The sequence below is a fragment of the Arcanobacterium phocisimile genome (assembly GCF_016904675.1).
In the GTDB taxonomy this organism is placed as follows: Bacteria; Actinomycetota; Actinomycetes; order Actinomycetales; family Actinomycetaceae; genus Arcanobacterium; species Arcanobacterium phocisimile.
This window is the reverse complement of sequence record NZ_CP070228.1, coordinates 787,595-811,209: the sequence shown is the minus strand read 5'-3', so window position 1 is coordinate 811,209 and position 23,615 is coordinate 787,595. Positions and strand designations below refer to the sequence as shown.

22 protein-coding genes, 1 tRNA gene and 2 pseudogenes are annotated in these 23,615 nt (G+C 51.5%); 11 read left to right on the top strand and 14 right to left on the bottom strand.

Annotated features, from left to right (window positions below; translation table 11 throughout):
* Positions 1–223: 223 nt before the first annotated feature.
* On the bottom strand, positions 224–1,318 hold the full coding sequence (locus JTE88_RS03605; RefSeq protein ID WP_204425453.1) for an IS1249 family transposase: 1,095 nt from the start codon (positions 1,316–1,318) through the stop codon (positions 224–226).
* 262 nt (positions 1,319–1,580) lie between these two features.
* Here JTE88_RS03605 and JTE88_RS03600 point away from each other — a divergent pair, with 262 nt between their 5' ends.
* Positions 1,581–1,955, top strand: a complete 375-nt coding sequence (locus JTE88_RS03600; RefSeq protein ID WP_204425451.1) for a transposase — start codon at positions 1,581–1,583, stop codon at positions 1,953–1,955.
* 150 nt (positions 1,956–2,105) lie between these two features.
* Here the strand turns inward: JTE88_RS03600 and JTE88_RS03595 are convergent.
* Together JTE88_RS03595 and JTE88_RS03590 are read right to left on the bottom strand one after the other, a co-directional pair.
* Positions 2,106–2,178, bottom strand: a tRNA-Val gene (locus JTE88_RS03595).
* A 44-nt stretch (positions 2,179–2,222) separates the two neighbouring features.
* Complete coding sequence (locus JTE88_RS03590; RefSeq protein ID WP_204425444.1) at positions 2,223–2,636, bottom strand: DUF3052 family protein; 414 nt, start codon at positions 2,634–2,636, stop codon at positions 2,223–2,225.
* A 296-nt stretch (positions 2,637–2,932) separates the two neighbouring features.
* Here JTE88_RS03590 and aceE point away from each other — a divergent pair, with 296 nt between their 5' ends.
* The 3 genes from aceE (at position 2,933) to JTE88_RS03575 (ending at position 9,375) form a co-directional block, all read left to right on the top strand.
* Positions 2,933–5,686 carry a pyruvate dehydrogenase (acetyl-transferring), homodimeric type gene (aceE, locus tag JTE88_RS03585; RefSeq protein WP_204425442.1) on the top strand — a complete coding sequence of 918 codons (2,754 nt, stop codon included), beginning with the start codon at positions 2,933–2,935 and terminating at the stop codon, positions 5,684–5,686.
* Between the two features lie 123 nt (positions 5,687–5,809).
* Positions 5,810–7,582 (top strand): ABC transporter ATP-binding protein, encoded by a 1,773-nt coding sequence (locus tag JTE88_RS03580; protein ID WP_204425440.1) that lies wholly within the window; start codon positions 5,810–5,812, stop codon positions 7,580–7,582.
* On the top strand, positions 7,582–9,375 hold the full coding sequence (locus JTE88_RS03575) for an ABC transporter ATP-binding protein (RefSeq protein ID WP_204425438.1): 1,794 nt from the start codon (positions 7,582–7,584) through the stop codon (positions 9,373–9,375). The genes JTE88_RS03580 and JTE88_RS03575 overlap by 1 nt, the downstream gene beginning before the upstream one ends.
* On the opposite strand, the gene JTE88_RS03570 is transcribed toward JTE88_RS03575, so the two are convergent.
* The 3 genes from JTE88_RS03570 to JTE88_RS03560 are packed head-to-tail and all read right to left on the bottom strand — an operon-like array spanning position 9,350 to position 11,336.
* The gene (locus JTE88_RS03570) at positions 9,350–10,063 is read right to left on the bottom strand and encodes an HAD hydrolase-like protein (protein ID WP_204425436.1); all 714 of its coding nucleotides are present in this window, start codon (positions 10,061–10,063) and stop codon (positions 9,350–9,352) included. The genes JTE88_RS03575 and JTE88_RS03570 overlap by 26 nt on opposite strands.
* A gap of 22 nt (positions 10,064–10,085) precedes the next feature.
* Complete coding sequence (locus JTE88_RS03565; protein ID WP_204425434.1) at positions 10,086–10,706, bottom strand: L-threonylcarbamoyladenylate synthase; 621 nt, start codon at positions 10,704–10,706, stop codon at positions 10,086–10,088.
* Between the two features lie 24 nt (positions 10,707–10,730).
* Positions 10,731–11,336, bottom strand: coding sequence for a hypothetical protein (locus JTE88_RS03560; RefSeq protein WP_204425431.1), 606 nt, complete (start codon positions 11,334–11,336; stop codon positions 10,731–10,733).
* A 52-nt stretch (positions 11,337–11,388) separates the two neighbouring features.
* Here JTE88_RS03560 and JTE88_RS03555 point away from each other — a divergent pair, with 52 nt between their 5' ends.
* A complete protein-coding gene (locus tag JTE88_RS03555; protein WP_204425430.1) occupies positions 11,389–11,718 on the top strand; it encodes a hypothetical protein in 330 nt (109 codons plus the stop codon).
* Positions 11,719–11,724: 6 nt separating this feature from the next.
* On the opposite strand, the gene JTE88_RS03550 is transcribed toward JTE88_RS03555, so the two are convergent.
* Both JTE88_RS03550 and JTE88_RS03545 read right to left on the bottom strand, forming a co-directional pair.
* The gene (locus tag JTE88_RS03550) at positions 11,725–12,231 is read right to left on the bottom strand and encodes a DUF3145 domain-containing protein (protein WP_204425428.1); all 507 of its coding nucleotides are present in this window, start codon (positions 12,229–12,231) and stop codon (positions 11,725–11,727) included.
* Between the two features lie 102 nt (positions 12,232–12,333).
* Positions 12,334–13,278 carry a TIGR01777 family oxidoreductase gene (locus JTE88_RS03545; RefSeq protein ID WP_204425426.1) on the bottom strand — a complete coding sequence of 315 codons (945 nt, stop codon included), beginning with the start codon at positions 13,276–13,278 and terminating at the stop codon, positions 12,334–12,336.
* 188 nt (positions 13,279–13,466) lie between these two features.
* Between JTE88_RS03545 and JTE88_RS03540 the strand changes: the two genes are divergently transcribed.
* Positions 13,467–14,213 carry a CDP-alcohol phosphatidyltransferase family protein gene (locus JTE88_RS03540; RefSeq protein WP_239519564.1) on the top strand — a complete coding sequence of 249 codons (747 nt, stop codon included), beginning with the start codon at positions 13,467–13,469 and terminating at the stop codon, positions 14,211–14,213.
* A 298-nt stretch (positions 14,214–14,511) separates the two neighbouring features.
* On the opposite strand, the gene JTE88_RS03535 is transcribed toward JTE88_RS03540, so the two are convergent.
* Complete coding sequence (locus tag JTE88_RS03535) at positions 14,512–14,883, bottom strand: hypothetical protein (RefSeq protein WP_204425424.1); 372 nt, start codon at positions 14,881–14,883, stop codon at positions 14,512–14,514.
* Between the two features lie 422 nt (positions 14,884–15,305).
* Positions 15,306–15,443, bottom strand: coding sequence for an IS1/IS1595 family N-terminal zinc-binding domain-containing protein (locus tag JTE88_RS09250; protein WP_420826939.1), 138 nt, complete (start codon positions 15,441–15,443; stop codon positions 15,306–15,308).
* A gap of 66 nt (positions 15,444–15,509) precedes the next feature.
* Here JTE88_RS09250 and JTE88_RS09065 point away from each other — a divergent pair, with 66 nt between their 5' ends.
* The 5 genes and pseudogenes from JTE88_RS09065 (at position 15,510) to JTE88_RS09190 (ending at position 18,372) form a co-directional block, all read left to right on the top strand.
* Positions 15,510–16,028, top strand: coding sequence for a carbohydrate ABC transporter permease (locus JTE88_RS09065; RefSeq protein WP_239519563.1), 519 nt, complete (start codon positions 15,510–15,512; stop codon positions 16,026–16,028).
* Positions 16,006–16,257 carry a hypothetical protein gene (locus JTE88_RS09060; RefSeq protein ID WP_239519562.1) on the top strand — a complete coding sequence of 84 codons (252 nt, stop codon included), beginning with the start codon at positions 16,006–16,008 and terminating at the stop codon, positions 16,255–16,257. Before JTE88_RS09065 ends, JTE88_RS09060 begins: the two co-directional genes overlap by 23 nt.
* On the top strand, positions 16,254–16,799 hold the full coding sequence (locus JTE88_RS03525; RefSeq protein ID WP_239519561.1) for a carbohydrate ABC transporter permease: 546 nt from the start codon (positions 16,254–16,256) through the stop codon (positions 16,797–16,799). The genes JTE88_RS09060 and JTE88_RS03525 overlap by 4 nt, the downstream gene beginning before the upstream one ends.
* Positions 16,800–16,804: 5 nt before the next feature.
* Entirely contained in the window at positions 16,805–17,047 is a 243-nt protein-coding gene (locus JTE88_RS09055; RefSeq protein ID WP_239519560.1) for an ABC transporter permease family protein, read from the top strand.
* A pseudogene (locus tag JTE88_RS09190) lies at positions 17,047–18,372 on the top strand (family 20 glycosylhydrolase). The gene JTE88_RS09055 and the pseudogene JTE88_RS09190 overlap by 1 nt, the downstream one beginning before the upstream one ends.
* A gap of 311 nt (positions 18,373–18,683) precedes the next feature.
* On the opposite strand, the gene JTE88_RS03510 reads toward JTE88_RS09190, so the two are convergent.
* The 4 genes and pseudogenes from JTE88_RS03510 to JTE88_RS03500 form a co-directional block, all read right to left on the bottom strand.
* Entirely contained in the window at positions 18,684–20,996 is a 2,313-nt protein-coding gene (locus JTE88_RS03510) for a Rib/alpha-like domain-containing protein (protein WP_204425418.1), read from the bottom strand.
* Positions 20,997–21,273: 277 nt separating this feature from the next.
* Complete coding sequence (locus JTE88_RS03505) at positions 21,274–21,726, bottom strand: ABC transporter ATP-binding protein (protein WP_275586625.1); 453 nt, start codon at positions 21,724–21,726, stop codon at positions 21,274–21,276.
* A 62-nt stretch (positions 21,727–21,788) separates the two neighbouring features.
* Positions 21,789–21,911 (bottom strand): annotated as a pseudogene (locus tag JTE88_RS09150) (ATP-binding cassette domain-containing protein); the annotation flags it as partial.
* A gap of 19 nt (positions 21,912–21,930) precedes the next feature.
* Positions 21,931–23,190, bottom strand: a complete 1,260-nt coding sequence (locus JTE88_RS03500; protein WP_204425416.1) for an ABC transporter permease — start codon at positions 23,188–23,190, stop codon at positions 21,931–21,933.
* Positions 23,191–23,615 lie beyond the last annotated feature (425 nt).

The window sequence follows — 23,615 nt, the reverse complement described above, 5'->3', positions numbered from 1 at the left end:
TCCAGATTATCCCATCTACTCAAACGGAACAAAACCTGGGGCACTTCAGTCCAACAACGGCATGAACCCAACTTACCGGGCTTAAGTTAACGTGCGCAGACGCGTACAAAATCAAACCCTGGGACGGCGCGGACATAAAAACGATCCCTTATATCCGATCCGGCGTCTGTTAACTTTGGGTAATGAAAAACTGGGTTATAGGACAAAAGTTATTGATTTTGGGTTAGTAGTCGTTGCGGTAGGGTGTGTGGGTGTGGAGTTCGTTCCAGTCAAGGCCGTTGCCCCAGCGATGGTTGTTGTGGTGGGCTCGGTGTCGGGCTGCGGCTTGCTGGTAAGCGCGCATGATGTCCGTGTTGGTGGGCATGATACGCAGGATTTCGGCTGGGTTGGCAGGGTTCTCGGTGTGTAGGTAGCACCACCATGACACTGCACGGATCCGGTGATCGATACTCATACCCCGATGACGGCGCAGCAGTTCACGTAAAGGCGAGTTGATACCTCCCTCGATCTGGTTATTCATCGCTGGTAGAGAACCGATTATTTCTCCGTCATCGTAAAGATCGGGATTGAGAAACGTGAACAAATGGCCACTATCGACCAGCCTAGACAGACTATTGCCAGCCTTGACGAGCCGCTCGTGTTTATCGACTAGTTTTCCTTTCTCGTTACGGGTTTTCTCGGCCAGGAACCCAGCCCAACGGTGACGCCAAGCATAGAAGCTATCGATCCATACGTGCGCGTGTGCGGGAGTTTTCACATGCAATAGATCAACACCGATCCGGTAGAGCTGTCTGCCACATTCAGTTCGTGAGCGTGTGGTCGTGTAGCGTTTGACCTGTTGATAGGCGTGGAACGTGCAGCGTTGGACACGCGTGGAGGGCCACAATTGTGCCCGAGCTGTTGTGAAACCTGTGCCCCCGTCAGCCACGACCATACCGGGTGGTGGGATTTTCGCGAGCAGGTCCAGCCAGGCTTGGGTCGATTCACGTCTGGCCACATGCCAGGCAATCACATATTCGGGGCTGCAGGCGATCAGAATGACAGCATCGCGGCCTAAATGGATACCATCAACATGAATCACGCGGTGGGCTTGCCCATCGGGTTCGCATATCGGCCAGATCTCCCACAACACAGCGCTCTTGCGTCGGAAGGTCCGGCCCTGTCCAGGAAGTTCTCGCTGCGTGGTTTTCCCAGTCAGAACGTCTAAGAACGCACGCAAATCCCGCGAAGTGACGTCGTTATGCCAACGCGAGGTTACCTTGCATGAGCGGCAGATCCAGCGTTGGTGGCCGCATTTGTCTTTACCGTTTTTGACCATGCCTTCACCACAAGTAGGGCAGTGTTTCTTGTTCGATCTCATACCCACTAGTATGCAACCGACTTTCACCACAATTTTTCCCTGCTATCACGCGGATAACTGGCAACAAAATCAATAACTATTGTCCAACCAAAAACTCGAGTCGAAACGAGTTTCTTTCCAGAAAACCCCACCCTAGCAACGAAAAACAGCAAAACCATCAATAACAATTGTCCGCTAGCCCGAAAAACTATCCCCACCAGCCTGCCAGCGTATACAAAGCATGCTCGCCCTGGGTGACCCGGATGCTGAAGTAGCTATCACCTACCGAATAAAAGAACGCTTACGCCAGTTCTATCAACAAACCCGCCCTGACAATGCAACCATCATGCTCGAAGAACTCATACAAACATGCACCAGCCCTGCAATGCCCGATGAAGTAAACCAGCTAGGACGCACCCTCAAACGATGGCAACCCCAAATCCTGGCCTACCACCACGCCCGTCTATCTAACTCCATCACCGAAGCAATGAACAACCTCATCAAACGTATCAAACGCATCGGATTCGGATTCACCAACTTCGAAAACTACCGCACCCACGCACTACTCTACGCCAGCAAACCCAACTGGCGACTCCTCAACACAATCTTCCCCTAACCCCGCTAAAATGCGAAGAGCCCTCAATGTCCTATAGCCCCAAAGCCGCCTATGAGCCCCACGTGCGGCGCATGCCCGCCGCGCGAAAATACAAAAATAGCCAAGTGAAAACTCAATACTTTGAGTAAATCACTTGGCTATTTCCGAGAGTGGACCCTACCGGGCTCGAACCGATGACACACGCGGTGTAAACGCGTTGCTCTACCAACTGAGCTAAGAGTCCGAGAGATATCTTAGCCCGAATATGACCCTATGTCAAAACCGAAATCAGCGAGAACGCGAAACTGTGACGCGGTACGCAGTCCAGTGCTTGCCAACACCCATCGAGCGAGTCACCGACATGCCGGCAGTTTTGGCGGCATCATTGACATCATCGACTGGTACGTGCAGATCTTCACGAGGAGCTGGCACAACAAGCCAGACAACTGCCAGATCAGAATCGAGCGACGCAGCGGCATCGACAAGATAATCAGTAAGATCATCAACGTCACCATCGTCCGAACGCCACCAGGCAAGAACGCCATCGGCTACGCCACGATAATCTTCATCTTCAAGTTCGTTTCCAGTGGCAGCTTCAATTTCCTCGCGTAGTTCGAAAACGACGTCGTCGTCATACCCAAACTCTTGGACGACAGCCCCTTGACCGAAACCGTAAGCCTCGTGTGCAGTAGACCCGGACACCGGACCTTCCTTTCATGTAACGGCGATAAGCCATGCATCAACATACAGGTGTATGTTCATTAAATATTCTAGGCAACTGTTGACCATTCGTGCATCTCCACACACAAATACCTAAACGAATAACGCCCGTTGAAGGAAACTCGAAAATTCGTGAGCGTTCTCCCATGAACTGTTTTCGGTTACATCTAGGACTGAATGCCTATTTCGCGGTAGATTAGTAGTAGCGCATCGGAGCACAAGATCACAAGGATGTCTATTGCGAAGATGCAAGATAACAAACTAGCGAGGGAGATGACGTGAGCTCACAACCCACACGGCCACTACTGAACGGCCTCTTTAACCGTATTCCAGATATCGATCCTGAAGAGACTCAAGAATGGCTTGATTCACTCGAAGGCTTGATTGACGAAAAAGGCGGGCCACGAACCCGTTACTTGTTGATGGAAATGGAACGTCACGCGCGAACCCGCGGAATCCAGTTCCCTCGCAACATCGTCACCCCATACGTTAACACCATCGCAGCTGAAGATGAGCCTTTCTATCCCGGCGATGAGAAACTCGAGCGCGAATTCCGTCGCTGGACCCGCTGGAACGCCGCAGTGCAAGTCACTCGTCAGCAACGTGCAGGCATCGGCGTCGGCGGCCATATTTCTTCTTACGCGGCTCAAGCTACACTTTACGAAGTTGGCCAGAACTGGTTCTTCCGCGGCAAGAACGCCCCCGGTGGCGGCGATCATATCTTCTTCCAAGGTCACTCCTCCCCTGGCAACTATGCCCGCGCATACCTCGAAGGCCGTCTTACCGAAGCTGATCTCGATTCCTTCCGACAGCAGGCTTCACGCCAATCTGGAGGTCGCGGCCTGCCATCGTATCCACACCCACGCCAAATGGATGACTTCTGGGAGTACCCAACTGTCTCGCTCGGTTTGGGGCCAATCTCGGCGATCTACCAAGCATGGTATAACCGCTACCTCGAAGGCCGCGGATTAAAAGATACGTCCAACCAGCACGTGTGGGCCTTCATGGGCGACGGCGAAATGGACGAAGTCGAATCACGCGGTGTTCTGCATCTAGCTGCCTCCCAGCAGCTCGATAACCTCACCTTCGTCGTCAACTGTAACTTGCAGCGTCTAGACGGCCCAGTGCGCGGTAACGGCAAGATCATTCAGGAACTCGAAGCTTCCTTCAAGGGCGCTGGCTGGAACGTTATCAAGGTCATTTGGGGCCGTGAGTGGGATGAGCTCCTGGCCGCGGATAAGGATAACGCGCTCGTCAACATCATGAACGACACCCTCGACGGCGACTACCAGACCTTCAAGGCGAACGACGGTGGCTACATTCGTGAGCACTTCTTCGGTCGCGATCCGCGCACCAAGGCAATGGTTGCCGACTGGTCTGATGAAAAGATCTGGAAGCTCAAGCGCGGTGGCCACGATTACCGTAAGGTCTACGCAGCATACAAGGCAGCAACTGAGCACAAGGGCGCCCCAACAGTTATCTTGGCACACACCGTCAAGGGCTACGTGCTCGGCTCGAACTTTGCGGGCCGCAACTCCACCCACCAGATGAAGAAACTGAACTCCGACGATCTGAAGTTGTTGCGCGATACGCTACACCTCGATATCCCCGACTCCCAGCTTGACGATCCATACAACGCTCCGTACTACAAGCCAGATGAAAACCATCCAGCTATGCAGTACATGCAAGAGCGTCGCCGTCAGCTTGGCGGATACCTTCCAGAACGCCGCGTTCAATTCCACGGCATTGAGATGCCAAAGGACAAAGCCTTTGACGGGATCCGTGCCGGTTCAGGTAAGCAGAAGGTCGCTACCACGATGGCCTTCGTGCGTATGCTCAAGGATCTGTTACGTGATAAGGAATTTGGTAAGCGCTTAGTTCCCATCATCCCGGACGAAGCTCGCACCTTCGGTTTGGATGCGATCTTCCCATCCGCAAAGATCTTCAACATCCAAGGCCAGAACTACACCGCAGTTGATTCTGAAATGTTGCTGTCCTACAAGGAATCTGACTCCGGCCAGATCTTGCACACCGGTATTACCGAAGCTGGATCAGCTGCTGCGTTCACCGCTGTGGGCACATCCTATGCAACCCACAATGTGCCAATGATTCCGGTCTACATCTTCTACTCGATGTTCGGTTTCCAGCGCACAGGTGATCAGTTCTGGGCTGCAGCCGACCAGCTCACCCGTGGCTTCATCATGGGTGCAACCGCTGGCCGCACCACACTCACCGGTGAAGGCTTGCAGCACTTGGACGGTCACTCACACGTCTTGGCTTCCACTAACCCAGCAATGGTTCAATACGATCCAGCATACGCCTACGAGATCAGCCACATCGTCAAGGATGGTATCAAGCGTATGTACGGTGATGGCTCCGACGGCCGTGACCAGAACGTCATGTACTACATCACTATCTACAACGAGCCAATCCACCAGCCGGCAGAACCAGAAAACCTCGACGTTGAAGGCCTGCTCAAGGGTATCTACAAACTTGACGAAGGCGAAGGCGAAGGCCCTGAAGTACAGCTCTTCTCCTCCGGCGTGGGTGTTCCATGGATCCGCGAAGCGCGTGAAATGCTCCGCAACGACTGGGGCGTAAAGGCCACAACGTGGTCCGTTACATCCTTCTACGAGCTGCGTAAGGACGGCTTGGCTGTTGATGAACACAACTACCTCCATCCAGAAGAGGCTCCACGAGAGGCGTACTTGACTTCCGTATTGAAGAATACCAACGGCCCGGTAATCGCCACCTCGGATTTCGAAAAGCAAGTCCAAGATTCCATCCGCCCATGGGTACCAACCGACTACTATGTCCTCGGTGCTAACGGCTACGGTCTTTCGGATATGCGTGCAGCAGCACGTCGCGAATTCAAGATTGATTCTGCTTCGGTTGTTGTTCGTGCACTCCAAGCTCTCGCTGACCGAGGTGAAATCGATCGCTCTGTGGTCAAGCAGGCTATCGACAAGTACGATCTGTTCAATCCAAACGCTGGAACTTCCGGCATGTCGGACCCGAACGAAGTAGCGTAAGCGACTTTCACTATTGCGGGAGGGGCAATCAGCTAACAGCTGATTGCCCCTCCGTAGTTTTAGCATGCCCCACATCCGCGAACAGAGTAGCCTAAGAAAAGATAGTTGAAAGTAGGAGGACTCGTGACGCTCGTTCGATTGGTATGGCGATACCTGCACGATAAGAAACGACTTCTGGCATTAATCGTTGTACTACAATTTAGTCAAGTCTTGTTGAGCCTTTTACTGCCCAATCTCAACGCCCGCATCATCGATAATGGCATCATCGTCGGAGATACTTCCTATATTTGGCGTACCGGACTGCTGATGCTCGGAGTCTCGCTCGCGCAAATCACATGTATCGTGGGTGCCATGTATGTTGGTGCCCGTACTGCCATGAATTTAGGTCGCGAACTGCGTTCAGACGCTTTTCGCCACGTCCAAGGGTTCGCAGCCACAGAACAACACAAATTCGGCGCCTCGACCCTCATCACGCGTGCCACCAATGACATTACACAAATACAAAGTATCGTACTGAACTCCTTCGCGATCCTGATCATGGCTCCGCTTTTAGGCATCGGCGGAATCGTTATGGCAGTTCTCGAAGATGCACAACTGTCGTTATTGCTTCTCGTTGTGGTTCCGCTCTTATCGATTCTTATCATCGGAACAATGAAGGCCATGATCTCCCGATCGGTGCTTCAACAACAGCGTATCGATCGAATTAATACACTATTGCGTGAGCAACTGATTGGAGTCCGGGTTATCCGTGCTTTCACTCAAGAACAAGCCGTTGCAAAAAAGTTCGACCGAGCAAATCGGGATCTACGTGACGTCTGGCTACAGATAGGTCTGCTCTGGGCCTTCCTCATGCCAACTGCGCAACTCGTCGTCGGCGTTTCCTCAGTAGGTGTGGTCTGGTTCGGAGGCCAACGTATTGCTGAGGGCTTGATGAATGTTGGCGCGTTGACTGCCTACATCTCATATCTGATGATGATTATGGGCGCGGTGTTGATGTCGGGCTTTATGGTGATGATGTTCCCGCGTGGCCAGGTATCCGCCGGGCGCCTACAGGAAATTTTTGATACGAAGTCGTCGATCGCCTCACCTACCCAGCCACTTCTCTTCCCTCACCGCCCTCGCACCTACCAGCTACGCGAGGTCTCTTTGCAATATCCCGGTGCCGAACGAGCAGTCCTCAACGAGATCAACGTTGAACTGCGCCCAGGAAGAACCGTCGCGCTTATCGGTTCAACTGGTTCTGGAAAATCCTCAATCTTACGACTCTTGCCCAGACTCATGGATCCAAGTGCTGGCACAATCTTCGTCAACGACGTCGATATTCGCGATCTTGACCTAGAAAAGTTACGTTCGACCATTGCATTCGTTCCACAAAAATCCTTCCTATTTTCGGGAACCATCGCAACCAACGTCGCTGGTGTTGGCCGTGGTAACACTGATATTGATGTCGAACGCGTCAAACAAGCGTTGCGCGCGGCACAAGCCTGGGAGTTTATCTGCGAACTAGACGATACGATCGATGCCCCGGTGGAATCAGGCGGAGTGAACTTCTCTGGCGGGCAACGCCAACGCCTAGCTATCGCCCGCGCAATATACCGCTGCCTACCTGATGCTGAGGGCAACCGATCGGCTGATCTCATCGTCTTCGATGATTCTTTCTCCGCGCTCGATAATGCTACCGACGCGCAACTACGCGATGCCCTGCCGTCATATATTGGCGATGTCGCAGTTTTGATAGTCGGCCAGCGCGTATCGACGATCCGCAATGCCGACATCATCCACGTCCTCGATGAAGGAGAGATCGTAGGATCTGGCACACATGCCGAACTACTCACCCACAACTCCACCTACCAAGAGATTGTGGCATCTCAGATGAGCGAAGAGGAGGCGAAGTAATGGCACAACGTGGATCCTTAGACGATACCACCCGCGATATGAAGGGCTCTTTGATGCGCTTGGCGCGATTATTCCGGCCTGAGCGTGCTCGGATCATCGGCGTCGTCTTTCTAACACTCGTCGGCACAATCGCCATGCTCATGACACCGAAGCTCTTAGGCGATGCCACAAATATTGTGGTCGATGGCGTAGCACGCGACGGTGTTGACTTCACCAAGCTCGGCAATCTCGCTCTGTTCATCATCGGCCTATACGCCTTGCATGCTGTCGCCAATATTTCTGGAGGCGCTCTGGCACGCATATCAGTACAAAACCTCGGCTCTCGACTGCGTCGCGATGCTCAAGAAAAAATCGATCGCCTCCCGCTCGCCTACGTCGACCAACAAGCTCGCGGCGATCTGCTCTCGCGCGTGACGAACGATATTGATAATATCGTCCAAACCCTCATGCAGACCCTGGGGCAAACGATCTACGCCATCTATATGGTCATTGGCGTCCTGAGCATGATGTTCTATCTTTCGTGGTCGCTCGCACTGTGGTCCCTCTTCGTGGTACCTATCGGTATGTTTGCGGTGGCGAAAATTCTTAAACGATCAAAACCGGCCTTCCGTGAACAGTGGAAGCGCACCGGCGATGTCTCTGCAATCGTCGAGCAGACGTTCACCGGGCACGACGTGGTAGCCGTCTACGGTATGGAAGCCGATATTAATGAATCCTTTGATGAGGCGAACGAGAAACTCTTCAACGCCGGTTTCCGTGGCTTTTTCTTATCGATGCTCGCCCAGCCCATCATGGGCTTGGTATCGAACCTATCGTTCGTGGTCATCGCCGTCGTCGGTGGGCTACAAGTCATTAACGGATCCCTATCAATTGGCGGCATTCAAGCATTTATCCAATATTCTCGCCAGCTGAACAATCCAGTTGCGATGATCGCGTCGGTAGCAAATATGTTGCAGTCATCGGCCGCTTCCGGTGAGCGACTATTCGATTTTCTTGACACCCCTGATGTTCCGGCCGACGCCGATGCTGCCCTCCCACCGTTCAGTGGCGGGGGCACGATCCAATTTGAGAATGTGGAGTTTGGCTACGAGCCTGGAAAGGCAGTAATCAAGGGACTTAATCTTGACGTTGCGCGTGGTTCTCAAGTCGCAATTGTGGGACCGACCGGGGCAGGGAAAACAACATTGGTTAACCTGTTGATGCGGTTTTACGAAATCGATTCGGGTTCGATCCGGATTGACGACGTCGACATCCGCGAATATTCGCGCCAATCACTGCGGTCACGTACCGGTATGGTTTTGCAAGATACCTGGCTATTTGATGGAACCATCGAAGAAAATATCGCCTTTGGTGCCCAAACAGCCACGCACGACGACGTCGTTAAAGCGGCGAAAGCAACCGGCGTCGACCACCTTATCCGTCAACTACCCAACGGCTACAACACTCATATTGATGACGAAGATGGCAATCTTTCCACGGGCGAAAAACAGTTAATCACGATTGCGCGCGCATACCTGTCAGATCCCGATATTTTGATCTTGGACGAAGCCACATCTTCAGTTGATACCCGAACTGAAATGTTAGTGCAACGAGCTATGGGTGAGTTGCGTGCAGGGCGAACCTCGTTCGTGATCGCGCATCGACTCTCAACAATTCGCGATGCAGATCTCATTCTGGTAATGGTGGACGGCAATGTTGTGGAGCAAGGTAACCATGAAGAGCTCATGCGCGCTGGCGGGGCTTACTATGACCTCTACCAGGCCCAGTTCACAGGCTCCCAAGAAGCTGAGTGAGTTCGTCTATCGTACGCACATGTCGCCAAGCATGGGCATGCTCTGCGGCGCTACCTTCTCCCCAGTCCACAAGGATGGTACGAATACCGTGGACCGCTGCCCCGTCGGTGTCAAAATTACGGTCACCAACCATCACCACGTCATCCCGTAGATCACGCTGAGACCAGTCGGTTCCTAGTGGCAGAACCGGGCAACGCTGAGCTGCGTCGAGCACTCCAGTGTTTTCAAGTAGGTTCAAAGCTCGTTCAACGACTTGATGTTTGTGCGAGCGGCCGATGGCAGTATCGGCACCTGCAATTACATCAAAGAACTGATCGATCTGGGTTAATTTGAGGATTTTACGGGCAGGTTCTTCGCCTTTCGAAGTGGCAGTAGCAGTAGCTAGCCCTAAAGCCTTCACATCAGCTAGCAACTTCGCAATCCCGTCGAAAAGCGGAGTTGTCTCCACGATAAGGGCATAACGTTGACGATACTCTTCGATATAGTCATCGATCTGGTTAACCGCCACGCCGAGATCCAGGAAGGTCTCTTCCAATGGCGGACCAACATACCGTGAAAATGCTTCGTCTGGCATATTTATTCCGGCTCGACTTCGCATAACATCTGCCATAGTGCGTTTAATCAGCGGAGCCGAATCCGTTAGCGTCCCGTCGACATCGAAAAGTACGGCGCGCAGCATACCAACCATGAAACCTTTATTCTCTTTCTCCCTAGTCAAACATCGACGTATCGCCGGCACCTTGCCGAGCAACCGTGGTACCGCCGTCGCTCATATCGATCACCGTTGTTGGACCAGCTTCACCAACAGGTCCTTCAATGACGACGTCGAGGGCATTTCCTAAAACGTCAGCGATTTCCCAACCTTGATCCATCGGTTCTTCGTCCCCAGGCAAAATAAGCGTCGACGATAGGAGTGGCTCACCGAGGGTTTCAACAATCGCTTGGGTAATCTTATGGTCTGGAATACGCACACCTACCGTTGCTTTCTTTGGGTTAAGAGTCATCCGTGGCACTTCTTTTGTGCCTTTTAGGATGAAGGTATACGGCCCAGGCGTCAATGACTTCACAAGACGGAAAACGGCATTATCGACAATGACCAACTGCCCAAGTTGAGCAAAGCTATGGCACAGCAAGGTGAAATGATGCTTATCGCCAACTTGGCGAATGCGACGAATGCGCTCTAAACCACCCTTGTTGCCCATGGTACATGCGATCGCATATCCAGAATCAGTAGGAAGAGCAATGACTTCTCCGCGCCGTAACCGATCAACAACCTTGTCGATCAGACGTTGTTGTGGATCTTGCGGATGGATATCAACATACCATGCCATCTGGTATACGCCTTCTTTCGAATGCTAAAGCAGTTGCGCTAGTTCTTCTTTAATATCAAGTACGTCGTGATCGTGAGCAAAACGTTCATCTAAATAACTTATGAAACGTTGCGCATCACTGAGCTTTCCACTAGCTATCGCAGCCTTCGTCAACGCAACACCGACGCCGACAATATGTTCTTGTGGATTCCATCTTCCCATTCCGATCTGCATCGCCGTATCAGGGTATCCGGCTGCCACCAGTAAAGAGATGCCTTGCTCTAGCGCAAGGCCTGTCTCTTCACGACCCGCCGCAACTTCGATTTGATGAACAGCTGCTTCGGCGTCGTCCTTGATCGAAAGACGCGCCAGCTGAATCAGCGGATACCATGCCCGCGAATCAGAAGCGAGATCCTCTGATAGCGCCCATAAAACAAGCTTAATCGGAGTCTCGTGTGGTGGTTCTTCGTCAGCAGTAAGAGGATCGACGGTTGGATGTGATTGTCCCAGCGCCCAAATTATCGAGATAAGTTCCTCAAATGCTTCGCGATCGTTGGGATCTGCGGCTAACGCGACGCGCAACTCTCCTGCACGGTCGACGAGCGGAGATGATTCATCTGCTAGTTGCTGAATGAGATCTATAAAAGCCATACCTACAGCCTATAGTATTTAAGTAGCACGTAAGGGTTTATCTGGGAGAAAAATGAACAATACTGAAGCAAAAGATTTAGCACTGGCGCAAATTCGGGTCGCATTACATGAAATTGCACCAGAAATTCCAGATGATGAGATTGTTCCAGATGCGCAACTACGCACTGAACTACGGCTCGATGAGGTAAGCATCTGGGCTCTGGTAACCAATGCGGAAATGCTATCAAAGAAACATGTGGCTGACTCCCAGATTCCACAACTGCTCACGGTAGCGGATTTGATCGAGCTTATTGCAGACGAACCGCGTCACGTGCCTGAGGAGGAGACACGCGACGTAGCGTCAGCTGCAGCTGATCTCGCCTCGCTGTTTAACCAGCGATAATCTCGCCTAGCCTACGCGGTGTAGCCAGCGTACTGGAGCACCGGCACCAGCATAGCGGAACACTTCAAGTTCTTCGTCCCATGCGGTCCCCAATGCAATATCGAGCATTCGGCGAATCTCTACGGGATCGTCCCCGGCTTGTTCAAGAGCCGCGCGTACCCGGTTTTCTGGGACAACGACGTTGCCCAACAAATCAGTTTGAGCATAGAAAATACCGAGCCCCGGCGTGCATGACCAGCGTCCACCATCAGAAATTGGTGATGCTTCTTCAGTAATTTCAAATCTTAAATGCTCCCAGCCGCCAAGTGCTGAGGCGATAGCTGCCCCCATGCCGACTTCACCAGTCCACAGGACCTCGCCACGATTCATCGATGGCACTGCAGGCTGCGCGGTCCATTCAAAATGGACGGGGTATCCAAGTATGCTTCCGACCGCCCATTCAACATGCGGTTGAACAGCCGGCGTAACAGAGTGGATAAATATGACACCACGAGTAGTGTATTTTTTCTTCACCGTGACCTCCTCATGTAGGTGAAATTCCCCGTAACACCTATATTGAGATCACTCGCTATTTACACTATGCCATACTTTGACTAGGTTACGCTATCGTTCATCTCACTTATGAGCTTGCGGCAAAACTTGAGCAAATATATCGCGCACGGTTGGCGCAGTGAACGCGAACCCAGCCTCAAGTAGCACCTGCGGATAGACTCGCTGGGAAGCTAAAACTGTCTCCCCAACGGCATTTGGAAAAAGCTTTGCCAACGGTCCCAGCGGAGCACGCAAGACTGCTGGACGATCAAGATGCTGTGCCAGCAACTTATTCCACTGTTCATTACGTATCGGTTCTGGACAGGCCATATTCACCGGCCCATGGACAGTATCATGGCTAACGAGGTAAAGAGCCGCACGAGCATAATCGACAATTGATATCGTTGACATCCACATCTGACCATCCGAAAGCTGTGCTCCCAACCCCAAACGGTAAAGGTTCTTGAGCATGCCCAGCAATCCCCCCTCGGCTCCCATCACCAGACTCGTGCGTAGTTGGACACTCCGGACACCAAATTCTTCTTCGCACCGCTGAGCTGCTTGCTCCCACTCCTGGCAAAGATCTGCAAGGAACCCAGAGCCAGGCGCATCTCCTTCGGTCAATACGGCATCGCCCGAATCAGAACCATAGACGCCAATGGCGCTTCCTGAAATAAAGCAACGCGGTCGCTGCCGAGATGGAAGCCTGCCGATTGCATCGACGATGGTATTAACAGAGTCAATTCGAGAGTCTCGCAGGACTTCCTTATATTCGTCTGTCCACACCTTTCCAATCAGCGGTGCACCATTCAAACACACGACGCCAGCGCTTCGCACTAAAACCGATTCATCGAGCTTGCCCTCTCCTGGCAACCACAATATATCTTCGCAATGCGCCGGACGCTCCTGTGGATATGAACGAACGAGACGGATGACATCGTAGCCCACATGAATCGCTGCTTTCACAAGCATCGCGCCAATAAAACCAGTAGCACCCGCAAGAACAAGGGTTGGTCGTTGTTTACTCATACCAACAAGTCTACCAACGTATCACATACATCTTCGCCCGTTTACTAAATTCCAAATCTACCACTGACCATGTTTGTCTAGACTTTTACAAAATCAATTTCATACCCAAGCCATTGTAAATACCGCGTTTTTCGCCAACCGTCAGGTAGGATAAAACCCGTGACAATCGACTACCCGACGGAGAAAAAGTGAAAGAGACCGTTCAGCGCCCTTACCCCATCTCGCGTTATATGACGGCATGGGCAATTCACGCCTTTACTATGACGGGGGTTATCTGGGTAATCCTTGCCACCCGCGCCTTAATGGTGAGCGATTACAAAATGATGTGGCTTTGGCTTGGAGTCGCGCTCATTGTCGATGCTGCTGATGGACCGATGGCTCGCAAGGTGAAAATCACTGAGGTCATCCCCTGGTTCTCGGGTGTGATGATGGACAACATCGTCGATTACATGAGCTGGACCATGGTCCCAGTAATTTTCATGGCGCAGGTCTTGCCATTTGGCGGTGAAATATTGAGCATCATTGCTGCTGCGATGGCTGCGATGTCATCAATGTTCTGCTATGCCAACACCCGTATGAAATCCTCCGATTGGTATTTTGTTGGGTTCCCGGCTGCCTGGAATGTGGTTAGTGTAATTTTGTGGTTGTTTGGCACCAACGCTATCTTCAACTGGATAGTTGTCCTCGTATTCTCACTTCTTGCTCTCATACCGTGGAAGTGGGTACACCCATTCCGTGTGAAGCACCTTCGCGTTCTCAATGCGGTCGCAGCTATCGTCTGGGTTGCATCTACGGCAGTTTGGGTCGGGTTCTATCCGCAAGCCCCGTGGCTCGTTGTTATCCCGTGGTGGATTGCTGGTTTATGGCTGATGGTTGTTGGGGGCATTCGTACGTGGCGTGACCGGCCTGATCCGGAGGCGCTCGCCGAAAAGTAAATCCTTGTGTAGCGACGTTTTAAGAGGGTTGTGGTTAGTTACTTCCACAGCCCTCTTTCCTGTCTATAGAAGGGTTAAAGGTCAAAAAGTGTGTCTGGGTCGGGCGTGTCGGGGTTATTCTCGGTAGCGTCCGGCCCAGCCTTTTCTTATCCAGATACCGTCTTCCCATGGTGCGTGTTGGTTGTATGCGGTATCGAAGGTTGGGGTGCCGTGTGGAGTTGGTGGTGCTGGTTGTTCCGTTTGTTTTTCCTGGTTGTCGTGTTGCGGGGTAATCAGTTGTGTTGGGTCGGCGGGAAACTTACGTTTTCGTGTTCAGATACCATTCGGCTGGTCGGCAGGCGTGAGCGATACTTAGCCCGCGGTGTTGGGACAAGAGCCGTTTGATTGCGGCGTTGACTGTCCCTTCAAGTGGCGATGTTGTTTGGGTTTGTGGGTTTACTGTCAGTGGTTTGAGGCAGGTAAAGAGTGTGTTGTTTTTGATCATTGCTCGGTACATGCCTCGTACTGATCGTAAGTTTCGGTGAGTCCACCACCAACGGCGTTGGTCAGTGATTGATGTGGGGCGTGGGCCAAGGTAGGAACGTTCTTTGCCCATGTCGTGCCAGAGAGTTTCCCATTGGGTGTATTGGACTAGCCATGAGGATGCCTGGGTTGGAGTTGATATGTTCATCAACGTTTTTGTGAGCTGGAGAATCTCGATACCTGCTCGTGTTCGTGGGCGGGTAGTTATGAGTTGGATAACGCGTTGATAGATGTGGAAAAAGCACCGTTGTATGGGACGGGTTTGGCCATGTTTGTTTGATTGCTTGAGCACACGCACGGCGTCCGTCAGTGATGATGATATCGGGTTGGGCTAGGTGTGATAGTAGCGCGGTGTAGGCGGCTGTATTTTCACGCATAGCCCATTGCCAAGCAACAACATGTCTCCCGTTATAGACCACGAGTAAACACCATGAAGCGAAGTAGGTGCCATCGACCATGAGGGTTTGATATACCTCGCCAGTGGGTTGGGGATGTGGGACAGGGACATTCCAACACCATTGGTGGCTACGGCGTTGGGAACGAGTTATGGTGCGTTCTTTACGCGAACTATTACCCAGTATCGAAGTTGATGAAGCTTTTCATTTGAGCTTCTTTGGTCAGTCCTTGTCGGTGAGCTGTTGAAGACGCACCACAGGAATTACAGCGGTAACGTGTTTTACCCGCCGAGGTCTTACCATTCTTTTTCAGCTCACCACTGCATATATCACAACGTCGTTGGTCTACGTTATCGTCTGTGTTCCACTATTGACGTTCTTGCCACTTTTATTGGCACTCCTCGTTCACAACAAAATTCCTGGTATCGGATTCTTCCGAACCACGTTCTACTTCCCAGTAATCGCATCAGCTGTTGTGGTTGCTATCGTATGGGAATTCCTCTTCTCTGGTTCAGGTACTATCAACGAGGGCCTGCGCTTTTTCGGTTTAATTGATCGCCCGATCGAGTTCCTGTCAGATCGCTGGTTACTTATCGGCTGTGCTATCGGCCTAACCGTCTGGAAGGGCTTGGGCTACTACATGGTGGTCTACCTTGCTGCGCTCGGTAATGTTGGCCGTGATCTTCATGAAGCAGCCTCCTTGGATGGCGCTGGCCGCTGGCGCCGATTCTGGTCTGTCACCTTTCCGGGTGTTCGTGGCCCTATGTTGCTCGTTGCGGTTCTTATTTGCGTAGCCGCAATGCGAGTCTTTACTGAACTTTATATTCTCTCTGCCGGCTCGGGCGGCCCTGGCGGCCGTGCTATGAAGTATCGTAATGCTTATCCGGTCCAGTGGTAAGGGCTTGAACGTCCAAGTCGGATACGCTTCAGCTATCTCGGTCATCTTGTTCCTACTCACACTCTTCCCACTCCTTATCGTGGGTCTATCAAATAACAAAGATATGCTCCGTGAAGCGCTCTCCTCCTGGCGTAACCGCCGAGCCAACAAGAGTGTAGCAAAGAAGAACACGAAGCAGACCGCTAACCTGGCCGCTCAAGCAAATATCACTGAGGGAGTGCGATCATGAGTAAAGTAGCTGACATGGTCCGTCACGACCGTCCGTACCGCGCCAAGGGTTCTTCTGACATCATGAAGCCGTCACTAGCAGGCTTAATTGTTAAATATTTGATGCTCTTTGCCGTTTTCTGCATCATGGTGTTTCCTTTCTTTTGGCAACTCTCCACCTCATTCAAGGGTGCTAGCGAGAACATCTACGACTTCCCACCAACGATGATTCCAGCTGAGCCCACTTGGGATAATTACAAGGAAGTTTTCCGTACCATTCCAGTTTTGAACTACGCATGGCATTCCTTGCTTGTTGGTGTAGGCACGGTAATCTCTAACGTCATCTTTGCAACGTTAGGTGGGTATGCTCTAGGCTGCTTGAAGTTCAAGGGCAAGGCGATCATCATCGCGATCTTCTTCTCTACCCTACTTCTTCCCGGCGAAGTCACCCTCACCAGCCAGTATTTGACCATCAAGTCAATCGGTTTAGCAAATACTTTATGGGGCGTATTCCTCCCTGGCGCTATCGCTGCCATTAACGTTCTGTTGGTTTCCGCGACATGATCTCCGTGGTAGCACTCTTTTCCTTCATTGCCGCTTGGGACGACTTCCTTTGGCCACTGGTTGTGCTCTCGGATCCAAAGAATTACACGCTCACTGTTGGTATGCAGTACCTGAATTCTAACTTCTCCGCTAATCCGCGTGTGATCGCAGCAGGTACGATGATTGCGTTGATCCCGATCATCATCTTATTTGCCGCCCTCCAGAAGCAGTTCTTCAAGGGTGTTGAAGAAGGTGGCGTCAAGCAGTAATGGGCACCCGGCCTAACACCGCAATTGTGCCGGAAACTGTTGTCATCATATCCGATTCGGCTTTCAGCCATGAGGCACACCGGTTAGCCACTGAATTCGGTGACCGCGGCATTACTGCAATACTTGACGACGCTGCAATACTTCACGACGCCGCAAAACCCAACAGCTCGATCACTATCGATAGCTTCACAGATGCGGCTAAGGCTGCGCGTGTGAACAGCACTAGCCCCGAAACCTGCGCTATCGTTTTGCGTGCGCACACGCAGGCTATGCACCCCACAGAAGCCGTCCAGATCGACGTCGGCGAAACAACTATCGTCATATCATCTGCCAGCCCCCTAGGTATTTTCCGTGGCACCCGGCATCTGCTTGCCACCTACGATAAACACGGTTCGCTTCCGAGTGAATCGATCCGCATGTATCCGTTGGTTGGCGAACGCGGTATCCATATTGATGCAGGGCGAAAGTATTTTGATGCCCAGTGGATGAAGGATCTGATCCGCGAAGCAGCCAATCTTGGGTTGAATACGATCCAGTGGCACTTTTCTGAAAATGAGGGGTTCCGGTTAGAATCCTTGGCGTTTCCGCAGATCGTTTCTCAGGAACATATTACTCGCGCCCAAGCACGCGACATCCTTGCTTTAGCACGCGATCTGCATATTGATATTATTCCGTCCTTAGATATGCCGGGGCATTTACGGCAAGCCTTGGCTGCCTTTCCACAGTTACAACTGCCACCGGCTAATCTTGCGGCTGATGCGCAACCGTTAGCGATTCCAGATACTGGCCATGCTCTGAATATTACGTTGCCTGAGGCTTTGGACTTTGCGCGGGCACTCATCGATGATTTTGCTGATTTATTCGCTGATTGTCCATCATGGCATCTAGACGGGGATGAATTTGTTGATTTTGCGTGAATATCGGAATATCCGCTGTTAGCGCAAGCCGCCCAGCGTCGTTTTGGTCCAGATGCGAATGCTTTTGATCTGCTCACCGATTTCGTTAACCAGATCAGTGCGCACGTGAAGTCTCGCGGTTTCATTCCGCGGGTGTGGAATGACGGTATGTTGCGCGCACATGTGGTGCCTCTTGATCCAGACGTGATTTTAACGTGGTGGACTAATTGGCATGTACAAATGCGCCCTCTGGCATCGGCGCTGGAGGCTGATTATCGGGTGGTTAACTTCAATGATTCGTTGTTGTATTACGTGCTAGGTGAGAATGCCGGATACCGTTACCCAACTGCGGAGCGGTTGGCAGCTGCCGGCTGGCACCCTGGTCTTTTTCCGCAGTTACCGGCGAAGCTAACAGACTGCGTTAACTAGGAGCTTCAGCCTTCTGCTGGGCACTACCCTGATTCGCTCGTGGGGGCGTTCTTCTCAATTTGGTCTGATCAACCTGATGCGCAAACAGCTGCTGAGGTTGCGGCTGGTATTCGCGGCCCGTTTACTGAATTTGCTGCCCGCTGTTGGCATACGGAATTGGTTGACAAGTAACTACTTCAGGTGCGGCACTATGGTGCCCTTGACGCAGCGGTAGCGTTAGATACAAAAATACTCCCGGAAAGTTAGGAACTCGTTTGAGTCTAACTCCCGGGAGTATTTTACTGTAGCCTTGCGGCTAGCTGTGTGTTGGGTTAGGCCTTACGACGGCGTAGCATCGCTGCGCCAGCAAGTGCTGCAAGGAGCGCAGTTCCAGCTAGGCCAGCAATTCCAACACCGGTTTTTGCTAGACCAGTTGATGGTGTTTCTACCGGCTTAGGCTGGGTTGGCTTAGGATCACTTGGCTTAGGATCACTTGGCTTTGGCTCTTGTGGCGTCGCGTGTGGCGTTGCCGGGGTGAGCTTCAAAGCTGGGATTACAACCTTTCCAGGCTTTTGTGGTTGAGGTTCTTCCATCTGTGCATCAGCTTCAGTGACCTTGATGTTCACTGCCAACTTTTCCGTTTCGCCGTTGAGGTGTGTGACAACAACGTGGAATACGTAGCTCTTAATTTCTACGAATTCTGATGGCTTAACGGTAATAGCGCCGGTCTTTTCATCTACGGTTACCCAGCTTGGCATATCTGCACCCGGAGCGAATGTAACTCCGCGTGGTAGGGCGCGTTCCTTGCCGAACAAGGTTGCAGTGAGTTTAACTGTGGCACTCTTGAGTTGCTGGAGTGTGGTATCAGCGTAGGAAAGCTTCCATAGCTGGGACTTGAGCTCAGGTGCGTCGCCAGCCTTGGCAACCTTGACCATCACTGGAACTTCAGTCTTTGCACCGTCAGCTTGTGTAACCGTCACCATGTAGTTGTAGGTTTCAGCTGGAACATACTCATCGGTGGTTGCGGTAATTACACCAGTCTTGGCATCTACGGTGATCCAGTCAGGCATCTTTGCATCGCGAGTGAAAGATACATCAGCTGGAGCTGAGCTCTTCTTACCATCGAGCGTTACCTTAAGCTCAACGCTCTCAGTTTCACCCTGAGTCACAGCAAGATCATCATAAGAGAACTTGTATGCAGGCTTTTCAGGTGCTGGAGCCGGTGGCTGAGGAGCCGGAGCCACAGGCTTGGCAACAATCTTGATGTTCACATCACCTTGAGCAATTAGCCTACCATTATTGGTTGCGTTAACACGGACATTAAATTGGCCGATTGCTGCATCAGTTGCTGGGGCTACTGCAATAACACCAGTCTTTGAGTCAAGAGTAATCGCTGGATGGGGTGAGTCACCCTCAAATGCGTAAACAGTAGTGTTAGGTGCCGTTTGATCCTTGCCATTGTACTTAATCTTAGGAGTAAGCGTCTGAGTTTCCCCTTGGCGCACTTCTACATCGGCCGGAGTGTAGCCGATATCCCAAGGAGTATCGACGAATACACCGACAGATACTTCGTCGGAAGATCCATCCTCATATGTCACCATAACGAAAATATTGTACAGACGTGTTGCGACACCCGGTTCTGGTGCTACCGTAATCTCACCTTTATCATTGATACGGGCATGCATGACAGCTGAGGTTTTTTCACCGACAATAGCGTACTGTACCCCTCGGGGTGCTGCAGTCTTTACGCCCTTCGCATCCGTAAACTCTGGTGCAGCAAGAGTTTTTGCTGCACCAGTGTCCACTTTATCACCGGTGAATGCCGGCTGATACATATCCTTCTGAGGAGTTGATGGCACTTTTGGAGCCGTTTCCTTGGCAGCGATCGTAATCGTCACGGTACCACGAGCAATAACCGATCCAGTAGTTGCTGTTACCTTTACGACATATGTTTTAAGTTCAGCATTATCAGTGGCATTTACCGCGATATTGCCATTCGTTGGGTCAATTGAAATCACATCATTATTGGATGATCCACTCTCAATTGCGAACACAGTAGTCGTCGGAGTATTTTTCGGAGCACCATCTAGCTGAAGTTGAGGAGTAAGCGTCCGAGTTTCTCCCTGAAGCACTTCCACATTTGCTGGAGTGTAAACAATATCCCATAACGCTGTGACATTAACAGTGAAATTCGCAAAATCAGAAGTTCCGTCTGCATATGTTACCGTCACGAACACGTTATAGAAGTCTGCATTGAGATTAGCATCTGGCGCTACCGTGATCACACCCTGACCATCAATACGAGCATGGAGACGAGAGTCTGTTTTTTCATCAATGGAGTACTGCACTCCTGCAGGTGCATCAATCGGCCGTTTGTTAGCATCCTCGAACGTTGGGGCGTTAAGCGTAACTGTTTCTCCGCGTTCTACGCCAGCACCAATGAAGTTAGGCTTATACGCGTCAGCCATCTTCGCTGGAGCCGTATCTACAGCCGGTTGAATTGGCGCTGACTGACTTGGTTCAGCACCACCTTGCACATCTGCATGGGCAAAGCGTGGCACTAACAAACCACCGCCCAAAGTCATCAAAACGAGCGCTGCGGCTGTTAAGAAAGCCCAGACTCGTTGTGTTCGTTCAATAACCATCACTCTTCCTCAGTATCAAATTAGGGTAAAGCATTCCACCGAGCAGTGCTTCGCTTTACATACTCAATTCTTAAATCGATTCACCGATTCTTGAAATTTGAATGAATTCTCAATTCCTAAAAATGATAACGCAAAACGCCACCGAAAATAAACCCAAAAATAGCAATCAGTGATATATACCAAACAAAGATCTGAAAATACCGAAAGTCCTTACTATACGTTTCACCAAACCTGCATATCCCTAGGGAAAACTCGTAGTTTAACGTTAGTCCAGCAACTACACTTCGCGAACAATCCTGCCCGCATCCATAACACACACCCGGTCAGCAACCGCGTCGGCTTCCATCCGATCATGGGTAACAAAAATCGCCGTCATTTTCGCTTGAACCAGAATATCGCGTAAATCCCCCGCCAAACGTTCGCGCAAATCCTTATCGAGAGCCGAAAGCGGCTCATCTAACAACAACACATGCGGGCTAGGAGCAAGCGAACGCGCCAACGCAATACGCTGGGCCTGCCCGCCAGAAAGCGTTGCCACATCCCGATCCCCATAGCCAGATAAGCCAACTAAATCCATCATCTCCCGCACACGCTCATCACGCTGAGAACCACCAACCCCAGCCATCTCCAAAGCATACGAAATATTGCGGGCAACACTACGATGAGCAAATAACTGACCATCTTGAAACACCATGCCGATATTACGCTGATGAGTAGGGATACCAGCCATATCTTTCCACCCACCACAATACTGCCGCTATCGATCGGCTCTAACCCAGCAACAGCGCGCAACACCGTCGATTTGCCCGAACCAGAAGCCCCATGCAAACCCACAACCTCACCATGTGCAATCTCAAGGTTCACATCACGTAACGCCTGGAAACCATTAGGGTAGCTCAGATTCACATCAGACATCGAAATCGTACTCATTTTCTTACCCCTCACTAACAGTCGAATTGTTGCGCTGTTGCGCGTTAGTGCTCGTAACCATTTCAACACAGAGCATCACCACAGCCGTGATCGCACATAACACCACAGTGCCCGCATAACCCATCCCCTGATCGGCAGCGCCCGCTCGCCCAACCAACTGATAAATCATTACCGGCAGCGTAGGTTCGCGTTGTAATACCAAAAATGATGTAGCCGAAAACTCACCGATACTGATCGCAAACGCAAAACCACTCGCAACCCCCAGTGCACGCAACAATACTGGGCCTTCCACAGTGAAAAAAGCCCGCCACGGCGGTGCACCAAGCGTGAGGGCTGGCCGATATAGCGCTCGATTAACCCGCTGCAACATCGGAACCATCGTACGAATAAGGATCGGTAAACATACCAAAGATTGAGCCAACGGAAGCAACAATTGCGAATCAGCAATGACGTTCAACGGGCCACCCAAAGCCACCAACATGCCAAAACCCAAGGTGACTGAAGAAATTCCCACCGGGAAAATAAAAATACCATCATACATATTGTGGATCGTTTCCCAACGGTCTGCATGATGCCGGAACTTCCGGGTAACCAGTAATGACACCGCGCCGCCAATAACCACCGCAATCACCGTAGCGTAAAGCGCCGATTGCAGCGAATTCCCAATCGTCGTGGCAATAGCAAAATCAACTGATCGAGCAGCCCCAGGAATAAATAAATCAGTGTAGTAAGCGAACGTAAACTCACCATTGCGCCGCAATGACCGCAACACCCCCTGCCGGATCGGCAACACAATAAGCACAAAAATAAAGACGATCAAGGCATATAATAATAGCCGTTGGCGGGCAGATATCGGCCGTGGCGCAGCAACAAAACGCGAATACCGATCCACCACCACCCCAGATTTGCTCCACCGCTGGGAAATCACCAACGCAATAATAACGATCACCGCTTGGATCAATGACAAAATCGCGGCAGCACCCAAATTCAAAAACTGCGACGTTTGCCGATAAATTTCAGTTTCTAACGTGCGCGTACGAGTAGAGCCAAGCACCATCACCAACGAATAGGACGTAGCGCAATACAAAAACACCAACATTGCTGCCGAATAAACAGCCCCAGATAATCGCGGCCACGTAACCGAAGTAAAAACGCGCACCGGCGAAGCACCCAAAGTTCGGGCAGCATCCTCATAATTAGGGTTCAGATTCGCCCAAGCCACCCCCACCGTACGAGCAATCACCGAGATGTTAAAAAACATCATCGCCAAAATAATCACAACCGGCGATCCAGCCACATTAAGGAAACTCAGCAAACTGAAGTGCCCCGGGTTTTGTTCCTAGGTATGTGCTTTGATTTCTATTATTTTCTTGGCCGGTGTTGTCGTTCCAAAACTCCTGTTCAACCTCAGCCGGTGTACGGTAGCCCAAGCTCTGGTCAAGCCCTGACTCGTTCGGCCACGAAACCCATTCAAACGCCCGCGATTTCAACATCAAACCACGCCCCGCCCCATGACCACCTATGAATGAATCAGCTCATTCTTGAAATGAACCGTTGACGTTCTCAGCCAAAGCATTGTCATCCGAATCGCCAACCGTCCCTGGTCGAGGTAAGTAATCCCATGCTCGGCAAGACGCTCATTGTCAACAATGGACACATACTGCGAGCCGCGGGTTGCAATGGTGAATC

Coding starts and splice junctions, on each gene's coding strand:
- JTE88_RS03605 (WP_204425453.1), bottom strand. CDS start 1,318: ATGGTCAAAAACGGTAAAGACAAATGCGGCCACCAACGCTGGATCTGC.
- JTE88_RS03600 (WP_204425451.1), top strand. CDS start 1,581: ATGCTCGCCCTGGGTGACCCGGATGCTGAAGTAGCTATCACCTACCGA.
- JTE88_RS03575 (WP_204425438.1), top strand. CDS start 7,582: ATGGCACAACGTGGATCCTTAGACGATACCACCCGCGATATGAAGGGC.
- JTE88_RS03570 (WP_204425436.1), bottom strand. CDS start 10,063: ATGGTTGGTATGCTGCGCGCCGTACTTTTCGATGTCGACGGGACGCTA.
- JTE88_RS03565 (WP_204425434.1), bottom strand. CDS start 10,706: ATGGCATGGTATGTTGATATCCATCCGCAAGATCCACAACAACGTCTG.
- JTE88_RS03560 (WP_204425431.1), bottom strand. CDS start 11,336: ATGGCTTTTATAGATCTCATTCAGCAACTAGCAGATGAATCATCTCCG.
- JTE88_RS03555 (WP_204425430.1), top strand. CDS start 11,389: ATGAACAATACTGAAGCAAAAGATTTAGCACTGGCGCAAATTCGGGTC.
- JTE88_RS03545 (WP_204425426.1), bottom strand. CDS start 13,278: ATGAGTAAACAACGACCAACCCTTGTTCTTGCGGGTGCTACTGGTTTT.
- JTE88_RS03535 (WP_204425424.1), bottom strand. CDS start 14,883: ATGAACATATCAACTCCAACCCAGGCATCCTCATGGCTAGTCCAATAC.
- JTE88_RS09060 (WP_239519562.1), top strand. CDS start 16,006: ATGCTTATCCGGTCCAGTGGTAAGGGCTTGAACGTCCAAGTCGGATAC.
- JTE88_RS03525 (WP_239519561.1), top strand. CDS start 16,254: ATGAGTAAAGTAGCTGACATGGTCCGTCACGACCGTCCGTACCGCGCC.
- JTE88_RS03510 (WP_204425418.1), bottom strand. CDS start 20,996: ATGGTTATTGAACGAACACAACGAGTCTGGGCTTTCTTAACAGCCGCA.
- JTE88_RS03505 (WP_275586625.1), bottom strand. CDS start 21,726: ATGGCTGGTATCCCTACTCATCAGCGTAATATCGGCATGGTGTTTCAA.
- JTE88_RS03500 (WP_204425416.1), bottom strand. CDS start 23,190: ATGATGTTTTTTAACATCTCGGTGATTGCTCGTACGGTGGGGGTGGCT.